Here is a 15980-nt window from a genome sequence, read left to right as displayed (position 1 = left end):
CGGCGCACGGTCAGGTGCGCTGGAATGGCTGCAAACACGGGTTTTCCCTTATATATGGGGCGCGTCATGGACGCGCCGCCTTCGAGTATTGGCCGAATTCTAGGAGCTTGGCTGCTTTCTCTACAATTAGAAAATTTATCGTGAGCTTTGCGGAAAAGGCAAAGCTCGCTCAACCATTTCCCATGGGCCTGGAGGGCGGACGTGCACGGCATCGCCTTGAAGTACTTTCTGGAGGTCGCCCAGGCGGGCAGCCTGAGCGGCGCTTCCGAGCGCCTGCACGTGGCGGTGTCGGCCATCAGCCGGCAGATCGCCAAGCTGGAGGAGGAGGCGGGGGCGCCGCTATTCGAGCGCGCGGCCCGCGGCATGGTGCTGAGCGAGGCGGGGCGACTGATGCTGGCGCACGCGCGGCGCACCATGCTGGAAGCCGATTCGGTGCTGCAGGAGATCGCCGCGCTCAAGGGCGTGGCGCGCAACGAGATTCGCGTGGCCTCGGTCGAGGGCGTGGCGCGCATTTTCCTGCCCTCGGTGATGGCGCGGTTTCGCCGCGACTGGCCGGACATCCGCTTCGACCTGCACGTGGGCTCGCCCGCCGAGGTCAGCCGCCGGGTGGTCGAAGGCAGCGCCGAGCTGGGCATGGCCTTCATCGCCGAGCGCATCGGCGGGGTCAGCGCGCGCTACTCGCGGCGCGCGCCGGTGCACGCGGTCATGGCGGCCGACCATCCCCTGGCCGGCCGCGCCAGCGTCAGCCTGCAGGACCTGAGCAAATACCCGCTGGCGCTGACCGGGCCGGGCACCACCACTCGCCAGCTGTTCGAAATGGGCTGCGCGCTGGAGTCGGTGCAGCTGGAGCCGGCGCTGACCTGCAATGATTCTTCGCCGCTGCACGGCTTCGTGTTCGGCTCCGACGCCATCATGCTCAGCGGCTATATCTCGGTGGCCTGGAGCCTGCGGCGCGACGAATTGATCGCCGTGCCGATCTCCAACGCCGAACTGCAGTCGCGCACCCTGCAGATCCAGGTCATGCCGGGCCGGGTGCTGCCGCCGGCGGCCGAGGCCTTCGTGGCGCTGCTGTCGCAGGAACTGGACCGCGCGCTGCAAGGCAGCGCGGCCTAGCCAATAAAAAACGGCTGCCCGCGTGCAGCCGTTTTCAGGTTCGGACGGACCCGATTACTTCTTGTCGGGCGTGACCGAGGTGGCCAGCGTGTACTGGTCGCGGCGGCCTTCGTAGGTGATGCCCTTGCGGAAGGCCCAGATGCTGCTTTCGAAGTGCAGCGGGATCAGCGGCACGTTGTCCAGCGCGATCTGGGTGGACTGCTGCAGCAGCTGCTCGCGCTTGGGCGCGTCCACCGTCACGATGGCCTGCTTGTAGACCTTGTCGAACTCGGCGTTGCTGAAGCCGCCGTAGTTGCTGGTGCCCAGGCTCTTGGGCGAATCCAGCGAGGCCACCCACAGCTGGAACAGCGCCGAGGCCTCACCCGTTTCCGCCGGCCAGCCGCCCATCGAGAAGCTGAACTCGCGCTTGGCGCGCTTGGGGAAATAGATGGAAGCCGTCATGGCGTCCACGTTGGTCTTGATGCCGACGCGGGCCAGGTACTGGGCCACGGCCTGCGCCACCTGGCCGTCGTTGACGTAGCGGTCGTTGGTCGAGGACAGGGTCAGCTCGAAGCCGTTGGGGTAGCCGGCCTCGGCCAGCAGCTTCTTCGCGCCCTCGGGGTCGTACTTGATTTCCGGGGCCTTGGGCAGGGCGCCGAACATGCCGTCGGGCATGTACTGGTAGGCCGGGGTGGCCATGCCGTCCATGATGCGGGCGGTGATGGCCTTGCGGTCGATGGCCATCGAAATCGCCTTGCGTACGCGCAGGTCCTGCAGCGGGTTCTTGCCGTCGGCGCTCTTGACGAAGGGGCTGGGGTTGCGGGCGACGTCCGGCTGGAAGAACACCAGGCGGGTCGACGGCGTGGCCACGAAGCCGAACTTCGGATTGTCCTTCAGGCGCGGCAGGTCGCGCGCGGCCGGGTTTTCGATCATGTCGAAGTCGCCCGACAGCAGGCCGGTCAGGCGCGGGCCGGCCGAGGGCACCGGCACGAACTTCACTTCCTTCCAGTAGGGCTTGGGACCCCAGTAGTTCTCGTTGCGCACCAGCTCGATGCCGGTGCCCTTGACGTAGGACTTCAGGGTATACGGGCCGGTGCCGATGGCGTCCTTGCCGTTGTTGAAGTCGGCCACCGTGGGCCAGGCGCCGGTGACGCCGCAACCCTTCTTGGGATCGAACGTCAGCTTGCCGTGCTCGACGATGCCGTTCCAGATGATGGGCAGCGAGCGGGCCAGTTCGGCCGGCATCAGCGGGAACGGCTCGCCGGTCTTGATGATCACGGTGTGCGCGTCCGGCGTCTGCACGTCGGTGATGCGCTTGGTCATGTCCATGTAGGACTGCGACACGTTGGTTTCGTTGTTCAGCGTGCGGCAGATGGTGAACAGCACGTCCTCGGACGTGAACGGCTTGCCGTTGGAGAACTTGACGTCGTCGCGCAGCTTGAATTCCCAGGTATTGTCGTCCAGGGTCTTCCACGAGGTGGCCAGCGCCGGCACCAGCTTCATGTCGGCGCTGCGGCCCACCAGCGAACTGTAGACGTGCGCCGAGAACGCATCGTTCTGCGTCATCTTGTGATAGTGGGGGTCCGCCGAGGTGGGTTCGGCCGACAGGCCGATCTTCAGCGTCTGGGCCTGGGCGGCGGCCAAGGGAATGGCGGCGGCCGCAAGGGCCAGCGTGGTGCGCAACTTCATGGTGACAACTCCGGATGGGGAACGAACCGGATCGTGCTTGCGCGTAACCGCCTGCGCCGGCCGCGCAGGCGGGCCGCCCGCTGGGGAGCTCAGGGAGTTTTGGCGCCAGGCACGACGGCAAGGGGCCGATTATCGGTAGGCGCTTCGCGCGCTGTCAATCTGCAACGGCGATTGCGGCGCTAGGGAAAACGCCGAGAGGAAGGGGAGAGAGGGCGTCGCGGGGGCCCCGGAATACAGGGCCGGCGCGGCGCGAAGGCGCTGCGGTGAGGGTCGCGGCGCCGAAGGCCGCCTGCCGATGTCCCGGCAGGCGGGGCGCGCCAGACTGATCGCGGGAGATCGATCGCGATTCAGGCCGGCGCGGCAGGGCTTACCACTGCGAGCCGGAGAAACGCGAGCTGGCGGCGCGGGCCTTGTTCATCGAATCGTTCACTTCGTCGATGAAGGACAGCACGGCGGCAACGGCTCCGATCACGGCTTTGCCGGCCTTCTTCAGGCTGGTCAGCGGATGGGCATTCGGTTGGTTTTCGAGAGCGCCGCGGAGCAGGTCACGCTCCAGCGCGTCGGTCAGGCGGGCAGTGTGGTTCAGGGTCAGTTCGCTCATGGCTTTCTCCAGTCCGTTTCGTCATGGGGTAAACCATTATAGGGATAACCCTAGGATAAAAGCAACGAGTCTTTTAGGGTAAACCCCTAGTATGTTGTAAAAATGTTTATGCGGCAGGCACTTACGGGACATTTCCCCTGGGAAAGCGCCTTATCGGCCGCCGTTGCGCAGGCGGCGGGCGGCGTCGGCCAGCTCCCCCGCCGTCAGGCCGATGGGCCCGATGCCCGCGGCCACCAGGGCGTCGGCCGCCGCGCCGTGCAGCCAGACGGCGCCGGCCACGGCCTGCTCCAGCGGCAACTGCTGCGCGAGCAGCGCGCCCAGCATCCCGGCCAGCACGTCGCCGGTGCCGGCGGTGGCCAGCCCCGGATTGCCGCTGGGGTTGGTCCGCAGCGCGCCTTGCGGCGAGCACACCACGGTGCCCGCGCCCTTGAGCACGATCCACGCGCCGTAGCGCCGGGCCAGCTCGCGGGCCGCGCCCGGCCGGTCCGCCTGGACGTCGGCGGTGCCGGCGCCCAGCAGGCGCGCCGCCTCGGCCGGATGGGGGGTGAGCACCACCGGGCCGGCGCCCCAGCCGGGCTGGATCTCGCCGCGCGCCAGCAGGTTCAGGGCGTCGGCGTCCAGCACCAGCGGCGCCTCGCGCCGCAATACGAACAGTTCGGACAGGATATTGGCGGCCTGCAGGCCGGTGCCGATGCCGCAGCCGGCCACCCAGGCGGTGACGCCCAGGTCCGCTTCCAGCAGCGAGCGGGCGTCGCGCAGCATCAGCTCGGGCTGCAGCGGGTCGCAGGCCAGCGGTGCGGCCTCCTGGGCGAAGCCGACCAGCACCTTGCCGGCGCCGGTTTTCAGCGCGGCGCGCGCGGCCAGCAGCGCCGCGCCGGTCATGCCCGGCCCGCCGCCCACCACGCCGACGGTGCCGAAACTGCCTTTGTGCGTGTCCGGGCCGCGTGGGGCGAACAGGGCGGGCAGGGCGGCCGGGTCGATCATGCCGCCGGGCGGCGGGGCGGAAGTGTTCATGGGCTGGGGCTCCGGACGGATTCGGCTTAAGGTAGATGCCGGTATCCACTATAGTGCGCCGCAACGGCCCGGCGCCCGGGAATAACGACATGGAGCAGACAATGACCGACATCACCCTCGAACACTATGCGGCCTACGAGGCCCTGAAGCTGCGCCGCCACCCGGGCGGCGTGCTGGAACTCATCATGGGCTCGCGCGGCGGCGTGCCGGGCAAGCTGTCCACGGCCGACGACCGCATGCACCGCGAACTGGCCGACATCTGGCGCGACATCGACACCGATCCGGACACCCGCGTGGTGGTGATCCGCGGCGAAGGCAAGGGCTTCTCGGGCGGCGGCGACCTGGACCTGGTGCAGCAGATGGCCGATGACTTCGACGTGCGGGCCCGCGTCTGGCGCGAGGCGCGCGACCTGGTCTACAACATCATCAACTGCAACAAGCCCATCGTGTCCGCCATGCACGGCGCAGCGGTGGGCGCGGGCCTGGTGGCGGGGCTGCTGGCCGATATTTCCATCGCCGCGCGCGACGCGCGCATCATCGACGGGCATACCCGCCTGGGCGTGACGGCCGGCGACCACGCCGCCATCGTCTGGCCGCTGCTGTGCGGCATGGCGCGCGCCAAGTACTACCTGATGCTGTGCGAAACCGTCACCGGCGAAGAGGCCGAGCGCATCGGCCTGGTGTCGCTGTGCGTGGACGAGGCCGAACTCATCGGCCGCGCCTTCGAGATCGCCAACCGGCTGGCGGCCGGCTCCCAGACCGCCATCCGCTGGACCAAGTACTCGCTGAACAACTGGCTGCGCATGGCCGGCCCCAGCTTCGATACCTCGCTGGCCCTGGAATTCATGGGCTTCGGCGGCCCGGACGTGCGCGAAGGCATCCAGTCCCTGCGCGAACGCCGGGCGCCGAACTTCCGGCCGGATTCGCCGTTCTGAGGGGGGATGCCGGCTGGCGCCGGCCGATGGGTTTCGCGCGTTCGGCGCTTGGTTGTTTGCGTAGACGGTCTCGCGCTGCACCCATCCTACGTCGCGATCCGCCCGTAGGATGGGTATAGCGCGCCGCCCTCATCACAAGAACACGACTGCCGAGCGCGCGAAACCCATCGGCCACCCCCAACCCCTATTTCTTGAAAAACCGCGCGAACGCGGCCTGCGCTTCTTCGGATTGCAGGCGCACGCGGAACTGCTGGGCTTCGTAATCCAGCGTTTCCTCGATGGCCTGGCGGTCCGGGCGGCGCAGCATGGCCTTGGTCAGGCGCAGGGCGGCCGGGGGCTGGCGCGCCAGGTCGGCGGCGGCGGCCTGGGCGGCCGCCAGCGCCTGTCCGGACGGGGTGACCGCGGTGGCCAGGCCGGCCTGGGCGGCGTCCTGCGCCGAGAACGCCTTGCCCTGCAGTAGCCATTCGGCGGCGCGGCGCGCGCCCGCCAGCCGCGGCAGCAGCAGGCTGGAGGCGCCTTCCGGGCACAGGCCCAGCGCCACGAACGGCATGCGCAGGCTGGCGCCTTCGCCGACGTAGACGAAATCGCAATGCTGCAGCAGCGTCACGCCGATGCCGACGGCATGGCCCTCGACCGCGGCGATGACCGGCACGTCGGTCCCGATCAGGGCCCGCAGGAAGGTCATGCCGGCGCTGTCGCCGGCGCCGCGTTCGACCTGGAAGTCGCGCAGGTCGTTGCCGGCCGTGAAGTTGCCCCCCGCGCCGGTCAGGATCACGGCGGCCAGCGTCTGGTCGCCGCCCGCCAGCGTCAGCTGCTCGCTGAGCGCCGCGTAGGTGGCGACGTCGAGCGCGTTGCGGCGGTCGGGACGGTCTATGGTCAGCGTAAGGACGGCGCCGTCGCGCGCCACGTTGAGTCCCGCGCTCATGCGAAATCCCCGCCCGCCAGGCGCGTCTTGGCCTCGGCGTACTCGCGGCGCAGGGTGTCCACGATCTCGCGCGTGGGCAGCACGCTGGCGATGCCGCCCACGCCCTGGCCCGCGCCCCAGATGTCCTTCCAGGGCTTGACCCGGGTGCTGCCGAAGTTGGAGGCGCCGCTTTCCGGCGCCGGCAGGTTGGCCGGGTCCAGGCCGGCGGCGGCGATGCTGGCCTTCAGGTAGTTGCCCGGGATGCCGGTGAAGAACGGCGTGTAGAGGATGTCCGAGGCGCTGGCCTCGACGATGGCGGATTTGTAGCCGTCGCTGGCGTTGGCCTCTGCGCTGGCGATGAAGCGCGTGCCCATGTAGGCGAAGTCCGCGCCCATGGCCTGCGCGGCCAGCACGTGCGCGCCCGAGGTGATGGCGCCCGACAGGATCAGCGGGCCGTCGTAGAAGCGGCGCACTTCCGACACCAGCGCGAAGGGGCTGAGCGTGCCGGCATGGCCGCCCGCGCCCGCGCACACCAGGATGAGGCCGTCCACGCCGGCCTCCAGCGCTTTTTCGGCATGGCGCAGCGTGGTCACGTCGTGGAACACCTTGCCGCCCCAGTCGTGTATGCCCTTGACCAGGTCGCCGGGGGCGCGCAGGCTGGTGATCACGAGCGGCACCCGGTGGCTGGCGCACACCGCCAGGTCCTGGTCCAGCCGGTCGTTGGACTGGTGGATGATCTGGTTGACCGCGAACGGCGCCACCTTGGCGCCCGGATTGGCTTCGCGGTACGAGGCCAGCCCGGCCTGGACTTCGTCCAGCCAGTCGGTCAGCAGGCTTTGCGGGCGCGCGTTGAGCGCCGGAAACGCGCCCACGATGCCGCTGGTGCACTGCGCCACCACCAGCTTCGGATTGGACACGATGAACATGGGGGCGCAGATCACCGGCAGGGACATCTGGCCATACAAATCAGTCACGAGAGAGTGGGGCATAAGCGTCGTCGCGAAAAGAAGTCCGAGGGCTTGAGCATTGCAGGCGGGTGTGCCTATAATTATCTACCGACCGTCCGGTAATTAATTAATCTTTATTAAACGGCATGCGCCGAAGCGCTGTCAATGGAGCCCGGTCCGGGCTTCCGCCAGCGCCGGCGCGGCCCTGAAAAGGCTGCCATGGCGACCTCCGCCCCTCCCGCCCAGAAACGCGCCCGCGCCGGCCGTCCGCCGTCCCTGGCGGCGCCGCGCGAACGCATCCTGGAAGAAGCCGCCAAGCTCTTCGCCCGCAGCGGCTATGACGGCAGCTCCGTGTCCGACCTGGCCGCCGCGCTGGGCGTGTCCAAGGCGGCGATCTATCACTACTACACCACCAAGCAGGACATCTACGACGCCATCATCCTGGCCGCACTGAGCGGGCTGACGCAGGCCGTCGGCCAGGCGCTGGCCCGCGCCGACGGCGCCGGCGAGCGGCTGCGCGCCTTCATGCTGGCCCATGCGCGCTATTTCGAACAGCACCAGCCCGAATTCGTCACCATGCTGATCGGCTATTCCGGCATGGCGCTGGCCGAGCGCGAGGACGCCGCGCGCCTGCGCGACGGCTACGAGCAGCGCCTGCGCGAGGTCATCGCCCAGGGCGTGGCCGAAGGCGCGTTCCGGCCGCTGGACGTGCCCGCCGCCGGCCGCGCGGTGCTGTCGATGCTGAACTGGATGGTGCGCTGGTACAAGCCCGGCCAGGGCGAAACGGCGGAAGGCATCGCCGCCGGCTATTTCGATTTACTGATCGGCGGCATGCGCGCCTGAGCCCCGCCACACCTTTGAGACTTCCATCATGGCCCTCGACACCGAAACCCTGAACCTGCTGCTCGACGCGGTGCGCCGCTTCGTGCACGAACGCCTGATCCCCGCCGAAGAAGAACTGGCCGCCAGCGGCCAGGTGCCGCCCGACATCGTCGCGGAAATGCGCGACCTGGGCCTGTTCGGCCTGTCCATCTCGCCGGATTACGGCGGCCTGGGCCTGACCATGGAAGAGGAAGTGCGCGTGGTTTTCGAACTGGGCGAGACCTCGCCCGCGTTCCGCTCGCTGGCCGGCACCAATATCGGCATCGGCTCGCAGGCCATTGTGCTGGCCGGCACGGATGAACAGCGCCAGCGCTACCTGCCGCGGCTGGCCAGCGGCGAACTGATCGGCTCGTTCGCGCTGACCGAGCCGGACGCGGGCTCCGACGCGATGGCGCTGCGCCTGTCGGCGGTGCGCGACGGCGACGAGTACGTGCTCAACGGCACCAAGCGCTTCATCACCAACGCGCCCATCGCCGGCCTGTTCTCGGTCATGGCGCGCACCGCGCCCGAGCGCCGCGCCGGCTCGATCTCGTGCTTCCTGGTCGAGGCCGGGGCGCCGGGCCTGTCGATCGGCAAGCCCGACAAGAAAATGGGCCAGGCCGGCGCGCTGACCAGCGACGTGGTGTTCGACAACTGCCGCGTGCCGGCCAGCGCGCTGCTGGGCGGCGAGGAAGGCAACGGCTTTCGCACCTCGATGCGGGTGCTGGACAAGGGCCGCCTGCACATCTCGGCGCTGTGCGTGGGCATCGCCGAGCGGCTGCTGCGCGACGCCGTCAAGTACGCGCTGGAACGCAAGCAGTTCGGCCAGCCCATCGCCGAATTCCAGCTGATCCAGGCCATGATCGCCGACAGCCAGGCCGAGCTGTATGCCGCCCGCTGCATGGTGCTGGACGCCGCGCGCATGCGCGACCGCGGCGAGAACACCACCATGCAGGCCGCCTGCTGCAAGCTGTACGCCACCGAGATGGTGGGGCGCGTGGCCGACCGCGCGGTGCAGATCCACGGCGGCTCCGGCTACATGTCCGAATACGCGGTGGAGCGCTTCTACCGCGACGTGCGGCTGTTCCGCATCTTCGAGGGCACCTCGCAGATCCAGCAGCTGGTCATCGCCCGGGAAACGATCAAGGCGCATTCCTGAGCCTGCGTCCGGGCTAATATCCAGCTTGACCTACGTCGATCCGGCCCGGCTCGCGCGCCGCCGCGAGCCGGGCGTCCTCATTCTCTTCTAGCGAAAAGATTACCGATGTCGCAACGTCCCGCTCCCCTTACCGGCATACGTGTGCTCGACCTGACGCGCGTCCTGGCCGGCCCCTGGTGCACCCAGAATCTCGCCGACCTCGGCGCCGAGGTGATCAAGATCGAACGGCCCGGCTCGGGCGACGATACGCGCGCCTGGGGGCCTCCCTACCTGAAGGACGAGGCCGGCAACGACACCAGCGAGGCGGCCTACTACCTGTCGGCCAACCGCAACAAGCTGTCGGTGGCGCTGGACATCGCCTCGCCGCGCGGCGCCGAACTGGTGCGCGAACTGGCGCAGCAGTGCGACATCCTGGTGGAAAACTTCAAGGTCGGCGGCCTTTCCAAGTACGGCCTGGACTACGCCAGCCTCAAGGAAATCAATCCTCGCCTGATCTACTGCTCCATCACCGGCTTCGGCCAGAACGGCCCGTACGCCAGCCGTCCCGGCTACGACTTCATGATCCAGGGCATGGGCGGCCTGATGAGCATCACCGGCGAGCGCGACGACCTGCCCGGGGGCGGTCCGCAGAAGGCCGGCGTGGCCGTGGCCGACCTGATGACCGGCATGTATTCCACCGTGGGCATCCTGGCCGCGCTGCACGAACGCGCGCGCAGCGGCCTGGGCCAGCACATCGACATGGCGCTGCTGGACTGCCAGGTGGCGATGCTGGCCAACCAGAACCTCAACTACATGACCTCGGGCGTCGCGCCCCGGCGCGCCGGCAACGCGCACCAGAACCTGGTGCCGTACCAGGTGTTCGCGGCCAGCGACGGCCACCTCATCGTGGCGGTGGGCAACGACAGCCAGTTCCGCAACTACTGCGGCGTGATCGGCCTGCCCGAACTGTCGGCCGACCCGCGCTTCTCCACCAATCCGCAGCGCGTGAAGAACCGCGAGGAGCTGGTGCCGCTTCTGGCCGAGCGCATGGCCACCGGCGAACGCGACCACTGGCTCGCGGCCCTGGAAAGCGTGGGCGTGCCGGCCGGCCCGATCAACACGCTGGACCAGGTCTACGAAGACCCCCACGTGCTGGCGCGCGGCATGAAGCGCGAACTGCCCCATCCGGCCGCCGGCAAGGTGCCGATGGCGGCCAGCCCGCTGAAGTTCTCCGGCAGCCCGGTCGAATACCGCCGCCCGCCGCCCATGCTGGGCGAGCACACCGCGCAGGTGCTGTCCGAGCGGCTGGGGCTGTCGGCCGAAGAAATCGAGGCGCTGGCGCAGAGCCGGCCCTGAACCCAATTCCATATAGACCACAGGCAGGAGAGAGTTGATGACGGAGATTCAAACCATCGGCGTCGTGGGCGCCGGGGCCATGGGGCGCGGCATCGCGCAGATCGCGGCGCAGGCCGGCCTGCGCGTGCGCCTGTACGACACCAGCGCCGAGGCCGTGGCCAACGCGCGCGAGTCGCTGCGCCAGACCTGGGAAAAACTGGCCCAGAAGGGCAAGCTGAGCGCCGCCGACGCGCAGGCCGCGCTGGCGCGCGTGGAATCGGCCACCGCCCTGACCGACATGTCCAGCTGCCAGGTGGTGGTGGAAGCCATCGTCGAGCGCCTGGACGTCAAGCGCGACCTGTTCGCCGCGCTCGAAGGCGTGGTTTCCGAAGACTGCATCCTGGCCTCGAACACCTCGTCGCTGTCCATCACCGCCATCGCGGCCGCCTGCAAGCATCCGCGGCGCGTGGCCGGCTACCACTTCTTCAACCCGGTGGCGCTGATGAAGGTGGTCGAAGTCATCGACGGCCTGCGCAGCGCGCCCGAAGTCGGCGACACGCTGGCCGAGCTGGCGCGCCGCATGGGCCACACGCCGGTGCGCGCCAAGGACATGCCCGGCTTCATCGTCAACCACGCCGGGCGCGGCATGAACACCGAAGGCCTGCGCGTGGCGCAGGAGGCGGTGGCGTCCTTCGCCCAGGTCGACGCCGTGATGCGCGAACAGGCCGGTTTCCGCATGGGCCCGTTCGAGCTGCTGGACCTGACGGCGCTGGACGTGTCGCATCCCGTCATGGAGTCGATCTACCGCCAGTTCTTCGACGAGCCGCGCTTCCGCCCGTCGCCCATCACCACCGTGCGCCTGGCCGGCGGCCTGATCGGCCGCAAGGCCGGCGAGGGCTTCTACGTCTACGCCGACGGCCAGAAGCAGGTGCCGGCCGAGCCGCCGGTGCCGGCGCTGCCCGCCGACCTCAAGGTCTGGGTCAGCCCCAAGCATCCCGAAGGCTACGCGCGCGCCATCGCGCTGCTGGAAAAACTGGACGCCCGCCTGCTGAGCGGCTCCACGCCCGACGCCGACGCGCTGATCGTCGTCACGCCGTTCGGCGAGGACGTCTCCACCACGGTCTCGGCCCAGGGCCTGGACCCCGCGCGCACCGTCGGCCTGGACACGCTATATGCCTTCGACAGCGCCAAGCGCCGCACCATCATGGTCTCGCCGGCCACCGAAGAAAAATGGCGCGACGCCGCGCACGCGCTGCTGGCCGCCGACGGCGTGCCGGTCACGGTGATCGAGGATTCGCCCGGCTTCATCGCGCAGCGCATCGTGGCCATGATCGTCAACATCGCCAGCGACATCGCGCAGCAGAAAATCGCCACGCCGCAGGACATCGACCTGGCGGTGACGCTGGGCCTGGGCTATCCGACGGGCCCGCTGGCGCTGGGCGACAAGCTGGGCGCCGACCGCATCCTGGAAATCCTCAAGAGCATGCAACGCGTCACCGGCGACCCGCGCTACCGCCCCAGCCTGTGGCTGCAGCGCCGCGTGCAGCTGAACATGCCGCTGACGCAGGCGTAGGATGGGTGCAGCGCGAGAAACCTTAAGAAAGAACTCAAGTATCAAGCGCGCGTAACCCATCAGGCGGCGCAAGCCGCCGGGTTTCGCGGCCAGAGGCCAAACAGCGGCATGCGACGAAAGGCGGCGGCTGGCGCCGCCTGATGGGTTTCGCGCGCTCGATATCGGGGTGCTTGGTCAAGAAATCTCGCGCTGCACCCATCCTACCCCGTCGCGGCACACACAAAAAAGCCCCTCGCGAGAGGGGCTTTTTCGTATCGGCCGCCGCTTACTTGGCGGCGTCGACCATGTACTGCACGGCCGCGCGGATGTCCTCTTCGGAGGCATCGGCCGCGCCGCCCTTGGGCGGCATGGGCGGCTTGCCCTGCATGGCGACCTTCACCATGGCGTCCATGCCGGTCTTGATGTAGGGCTCCCAGGCGGCCTTGTCGCCGAACTTGGGGGCATTGGCCACGCCGGTGGCGTGGCAGGCGAAGCAGACGCTCTTGTACAGTTTTTCGCCGGCCGGGTTGACGGTGGCGGCGGCCTGCGGGGCGGCCGGGGCCGGCGCCTGCGCGGCCGGAGCCGGCGCCGCGGCGGGCGCGGGGGCCGCAGGCGCGGCGGCGGGGGCGGGAGCAGCGGCCGGTGCGGCGGCGGCTTCCTTCTTGTCGCCGCCCTCGGCCGGCGCTTCGGGTTCGGGCAGGGAGCCGCCCGACTTGTTGGCCATGTAGACCACGGCGCGCGCGACTTCGTAGTCGGACAGGGCCGGGTTGCCGCCCTTGGCGGGCATGCCGCCCTTGCCGTGCAGGGCCACGTTCAGCATGGCGTCGTAGCCGGCCTTGATGAACGGCGCCCAGGCGCCGTTGTCGCCGACCTTGGGCGCGCCGGCGACGCCGGCGGTATGGCAGGCCGTACAGACGGCGGCGAAGACCTGTTCGCCGGTCTTGAAGACCTTGGGCGCGTTGGCGTCGACCAGTTCGAAGCCCGCGACCGGGGCGATGCGCCTGGCGACGGCTTCGTTGGACAGCGTGTCCGAGCCGGCGCCGACTTTATTGCCTGTGGCCACCATGTTCACCAGGAGGATGATGATGGCGATGGGAACCACGAAAGCCAGTACGACCGTGACGATCAGTTGCTTCGGGGTCTTGATGGGGGAGGAGTGCTCTTCTATGTGTTCCTGCTCGTTGCTCATGACCAAATCCTGCTAACGGGTACCGGGGGCGCCTGGCGGCGGCAACAGAAAATCAGTACTGCACAAAAGTCGGCGGCAATGACGGCCCGCCGTGCAAGCAAACGCTGGATTATATAACGGTGTCATAGACGCGGGGCCAGCGCAACCGCCGGGTTTTCGCTGAGTTTGCCGGCCGCTTTGATCCATTTCATGCAGGCTGGCGAAAACTGGGTACAATACCGCCTCCCTTGCGCTGCGCCCGTAGTTCAATGGATAGAATGAGAGTTTCCGAAGCTCTTGATACAGGTTCGATTCCTGTCGGGCGCGCCACAGCATCTGCGGCCAGCTTATTTCAGGCCCGCGCCGGGGCCTCATCCAGGGCCCGTTCTCAGGCGCGCACATCCCCACCTTTGGCAAGAACTGCCGTCATGTCCTGCTCGTACCGATAACCGTCGCGCAGGCTCATATCCTCGATCGTATTGAGCGTGTGCTTGGCGAGCCTGGTCGCCGCCGGGCGCTTGGACGCGATGGTGGCGGCCATGGCCAGGGCCGCCGGCAGCAGTTCGCCGGGCGCCGTGCAGGCCTCGACGATGCCCAGCCGGTACAGCTCGGGCCCCGGGACGCGTTCGCCGGTCAGCATCATGCGGCGCGTGCGCGAATGGCCGAACAGCCGCATGGCATGGCGTCCGCCGCCCATCGCGCCGACGTCGATCTCTGGCAGGCCCAGCACGGTGTTGTCGCAGGCCAGCAGGATGTCGCACGAAGCCGCGATGGCCAGGCCGGCGCCCAGCGCCGGTCCGTTGATCGCCGCGATGACGGGTTTGGCGCATTCGCGGATCGCATGAAAGCACTCGCGGGTGCGTCGGGAGTGGGCGATCAGGCCGCCCAGGCCGGCCGTGTTCTCGGCGCGGCGCTTCAGGTCGGCGCCGGCGCAGAATACCTTGCCCGCGCCGGTGAGCACCACGACGCGCACGTCGTCGACATCCGAAAGCATGTCCAGCGCCCGGGTCAGCTCATCGTTGAGGTCGCGGCTCAGCGCATTGACCGGCGGATTGTCCAGGGTCAGGGTGGCGATGTGATCCTGCACGTGCAACTGCAGTTGGGAAAAGCCGTCCATCGAAAGGCCTCATCGGTTGCGCATTATGATATGTGGCGCCCTGCTTCCAAACGGGCCGCCTTTGGGAATTTCGACATGCCTACACTGATTCCAGCCGCTGCTCGCACGCTGGCCGCCTTTGAGATCTTCGCGCGTGAGAAACGCGAACTGTCCAACTCGGAGATGGCGCGCATGCTGTCGCTGGCCGAAAGCAGTTGCTCGGACCTGATGAACACGCTGCACACGCTGGGCTATCTGATGCGCGCGCCCCGCAGCCGCCGCTTCTACCCGACCGCGCGCCTGTACGAAATTGCCCGCCAGATCGCCGAGAACGACCCGCTGACGCGTTCGGCCAAGGAAGCCGTCCAGCAACTGGTCGAGACCACCAACGAGAGCGCGTTCTTCGGCGTGATGGACCGCTCCGCCGTCAAGGTGGTGGCGGCGCAGCCCAGCCGCCGGCCGCTGCGCTATATCGTCAACGTGGGCGACCGGATCGCGCTGCATGCATCGGCCATCGGCAAGGCCTTGCTGGCCGAATTGCCGGACGACGAGATGCAGGCGCAGATCCAGCAGATCAAATTCAAGCCCTTCACGCCCGACACGATCACCAGCGCCAAGAAACTGCAGGCCGACCTGGCCCAGGGGCGCAAGCAGGGCTGGTATGAGTCCCGCGGGGAAGGCGCCGAAGGCGTGACCGCGCTGGCCGTGACCGGCACGCTGGGCGACCAGCCGGTGGCCTTGTCGCTGGCCGGCCCTGCCGAACGCGTCGAGAAGCATCGCAAGGCCTATCTGCAGGCCTTGTTCGAGGTGCGCGACTCGCTGCAGGCCTGACGCGGCTTTCATGGTCGCTGCGCCGGCCACTGGAACGGCGGGCCCTTCTTGTCGAAGAAGCGCTGCAGCGCCATGGTGTGGTAGTCGGTGCTCATCGCCACGCCCTGGCCGTCGCTTTCCAGCATCAGCATGGTTTGCAGGTCGCTGCGCAGCGAGACGTTGAGCGCGCGCTTGGTGATGCTCAGCGCCACCGGCGAGGCCTCGGCCAGGCAGCGCGCGATGGCCCGGGCCCGCTCCTGCACCTGCGAGGCCGGATGCGTTTCCAGCACCAGCCCCATGGCGCGCGCCTCGGCCGCGCCGAACTCGCGCGCCGAGAACAGCAGTTCCTTGGCCCGCTGCACGCCCACCAGGCGCGGCAGCGTGTAGAACGTCCCGAAGTCCGCCACCGCGCCCAGGCGTCCGAAGGCCATGCAGAAGCGGGCGTCGTCGGCGGCCAGCACCAGGTCGGCGGTCATGGCCAGGCCGAGGCCGGCGCCATAGGCCACGCCCTCCACCGCCGCGATCACCGGCCGGTCGAACTCCACCAGGCTGGCCACCACGTCGTGCAGGTCGACCAGCCGCTGGCGGCGGCCGGGCGCAGTCGCCTCGCCGGCCGCCGCGCTGTTGCGCAAGGCGTTCAGGTCGCCGCCGGAACAGAAGTTGCCGCCGGCGCCCGTCAGGACCAGCACCTTCAGTTCGCGTTCCTGGCGCAGCGCGCGCAGCAGCTCGCGCAGGGAACTGCGCATGGGGATATCGATGGCGTTCTTGTATTGCGGCCGATCCAGGGTGATGGTGCCCACACCATCCGACATCTCGTACTGCAGGCCTTCGTACATGG

15 protein-coding genes and 1 tRNA gene are annotated in these 15980 nt (G+C 68.7%); 8 read left to right on the top strand and 8 right to left on the bottom strand.

All coding sequences use genetic code 11. The features are described 5' to 3' along the window. Positions 1-201 precede the first annotated feature (201 nt). Complete coding sequence (locus A6B37_RS13985) at positions 202-1113, top strand: LysR family transcriptional regulator (RefSeq protein ID WP_111826088.1); 912 nt, start codon at positions 202-204, stop codon at positions 1111-1113. 54 nt (positions 1114-1167) lie between these two features. Here the strand turns inward: A6B37_RS13985 and A6B37_RS13980 are convergent, their stop codons facing one another. The 3 genes from A6B37_RS13980 to A6B37_RS13970 form a co-directional block, all read right to left on the bottom strand. Further along, positions 1168-2781, bottom strand: coding sequence for an ABC transporter substrate-binding protein (locus tag A6B37_RS13980; RefSeq protein ID WP_111826087.1), 1614 nt, complete (start codon positions 2779-2781; stop codon positions 1168-1170). Positions 2782-3148: 367 nt separating this feature from the next. Beyond that, entirely contained in the window at positions 3149-3382 is a 234-nt protein-coding gene (locus tag A6B37_RS13975) for a hypothetical protein (RefSeq protein WP_102773220.1), read from the bottom strand. Positions 3383-3532: 150 nt separating this feature from the next. After that, positions 3533-4396 (bottom strand): NAD(P)H-hydrate dehydratase, encoded by an 864-nt coding sequence (locus A6B37_RS13970; protein WP_168202194.1) that lies wholly within the window; start codon positions 4394-4396, stop codon positions 3533-3535. 101 nt (positions 4397-4497) lie between these two features. On the opposite strand from A6B37_RS13970, the gene A6B37_RS13965 reads away from it, so the two are divergent. Further along, a complete protein-coding gene (locus tag A6B37_RS13965) occupies positions 4498-5331 on the top strand; it encodes an enoyl-CoA hydratase/isomerase family protein (protein WP_111826086.1) in 834 nt (277 codons plus the stop codon). A gap of 184 nt (positions 5332-5515) precedes the next feature. Here the strand turns inward: A6B37_RS13965 and A6B37_RS13960 are convergent, their stop codons facing one another. Further along, a complete protein-coding gene (locus A6B37_RS13960; RefSeq protein WP_102773223.1) occupies positions 5516-6256 on the bottom strand; it encodes an enoyl-CoA hydratase-related protein in 741 nt (246 codons plus the stop codon). After that, positions 6253-7224: a nitronate monooxygenase family protein gene (locus A6B37_RS13955; RefSeq protein WP_111826085.1), complete on the bottom strand. Its 972-nt coding sequence runs from the start codon at positions 7222-7224 to the stop codon at positions 6253-6255. The genes A6B37_RS13960 and A6B37_RS13955 overlap by 4 nt, the downstream gene beginning before the upstream one ends. Positions 7225-7401: 177 nt before the next feature. On the opposite strand from A6B37_RS13955, the gene A6B37_RS13950 reads away from it, so the two are divergent. From A6B37_RS13950 to A6B37_RS13935, 4 genes are all read left to right on the top strand, one after another. Then, positions 7402-8025, top strand: coding sequence for a TetR/AcrR family transcriptional regulator (locus tag A6B37_RS13950; protein WP_102773225.1), 624 nt, complete (start codon positions 7402-7404; stop codon positions 8023-8025). Positions 8026-8053: 28 nt separating this feature from the next. Then, complete coding sequence (locus A6B37_RS13945) at positions 8054-9202, top strand: acyl-CoA dehydrogenase family protein (RefSeq protein ID WP_102773226.1); 1149 nt, start codon at positions 8054-8056, stop codon at positions 9200-9202. A gap of 105 nt (positions 9203-9307) precedes the next feature. After that, complete coding sequence (locus A6B37_RS13940; protein WP_102773227.1) at positions 9308-10537, top strand: CaiB/BaiF CoA-transferase family protein; 1230 nt, start codon at positions 9308-9310, stop codon at positions 10535-10537. Between the two features lie 37 nt (positions 10538-10574). After that, positions 10575-12089, top strand: a complete 1515-nt coding sequence (locus A6B37_RS13935; protein WP_111826084.1) for a 3-hydroxyacyl-CoA dehydrogenase — start codon at positions 10575-10577, stop codon at positions 12087-12089. A gap of 265 nt (positions 12090-12354) precedes the next feature. On the opposite strand, the gene A6B37_RS13930 is transcribed toward A6B37_RS13935, so the two are convergent. Further along, entirely contained in the window at positions 12355-13257 is a 903-nt protein-coding gene (locus tag A6B37_RS13930; RefSeq protein WP_111826083.1) for a c-type cytochrome, read from the bottom strand. A 234-nt stretch (positions 13258-13491) separates the two neighbouring features. Between A6B37_RS13930 and A6B37_RS13925 the strand changes: the two genes are divergently transcribed. Further along, positions 13492-13566 (top strand) — tRNA-Arg (locus A6B37_RS13925). Between the two features lie 58 nt (positions 13567-13624). Here A6B37_RS13925 and A6B37_RS13920 read toward each other — a convergent pair. Beyond that, the gene (locus tag A6B37_RS13920; protein WP_102773229.1) at positions 13625-14353 is read right to left on the bottom strand and encodes an enoyl-CoA hydratase/isomerase family protein; all 729 of its coding nucleotides are present in this window, start codon (positions 14351-14353) and stop codon (positions 13625-13627) included. A 75-nt stretch (positions 14354-14428) separates the two neighbouring features. Here A6B37_RS13920 and A6B37_RS13915 point away from each other — a divergent pair, with 75 nt between their 5' ends. After that, entirely contained in the window at positions 14429-15163 is a 735-nt protein-coding gene (locus A6B37_RS13915; protein ID WP_102773230.1) for an IclR family transcriptional regulator, read from the top strand. An 8-nt stretch (positions 15164-15171) separates the two neighbouring features. Here A6B37_RS13915 and A6B37_RS13910 read toward each other — a convergent pair whose 3' ends face one another. After that, complete coding sequence (locus tag A6B37_RS13910; protein ID WP_102773231.1) at positions 15172-15978, bottom strand: enoyl-CoA hydratase/isomerase family protein; 807 nt, start codon at positions 15976-15978, stop codon at positions 15172-15174. Between the last annotated feature and the right edge of the window lie 2 nt (positions 15979-15980).

The sequence above is a fragment of the Achromobacter sp. HZ01 genome (genome assembly GCF_003267925.1).
GTDB lineage: Bacteria > Pseudomonadota > Gammaproteobacteria > Burkholderiales > Burkholderiaceae_B > Achromobacter > Achromobacter pulmonis_A.
Note: the sequence above shows the minus strand (reverse complement) of the source record. Positions and strands in the feature narration are given on the sequence as shown.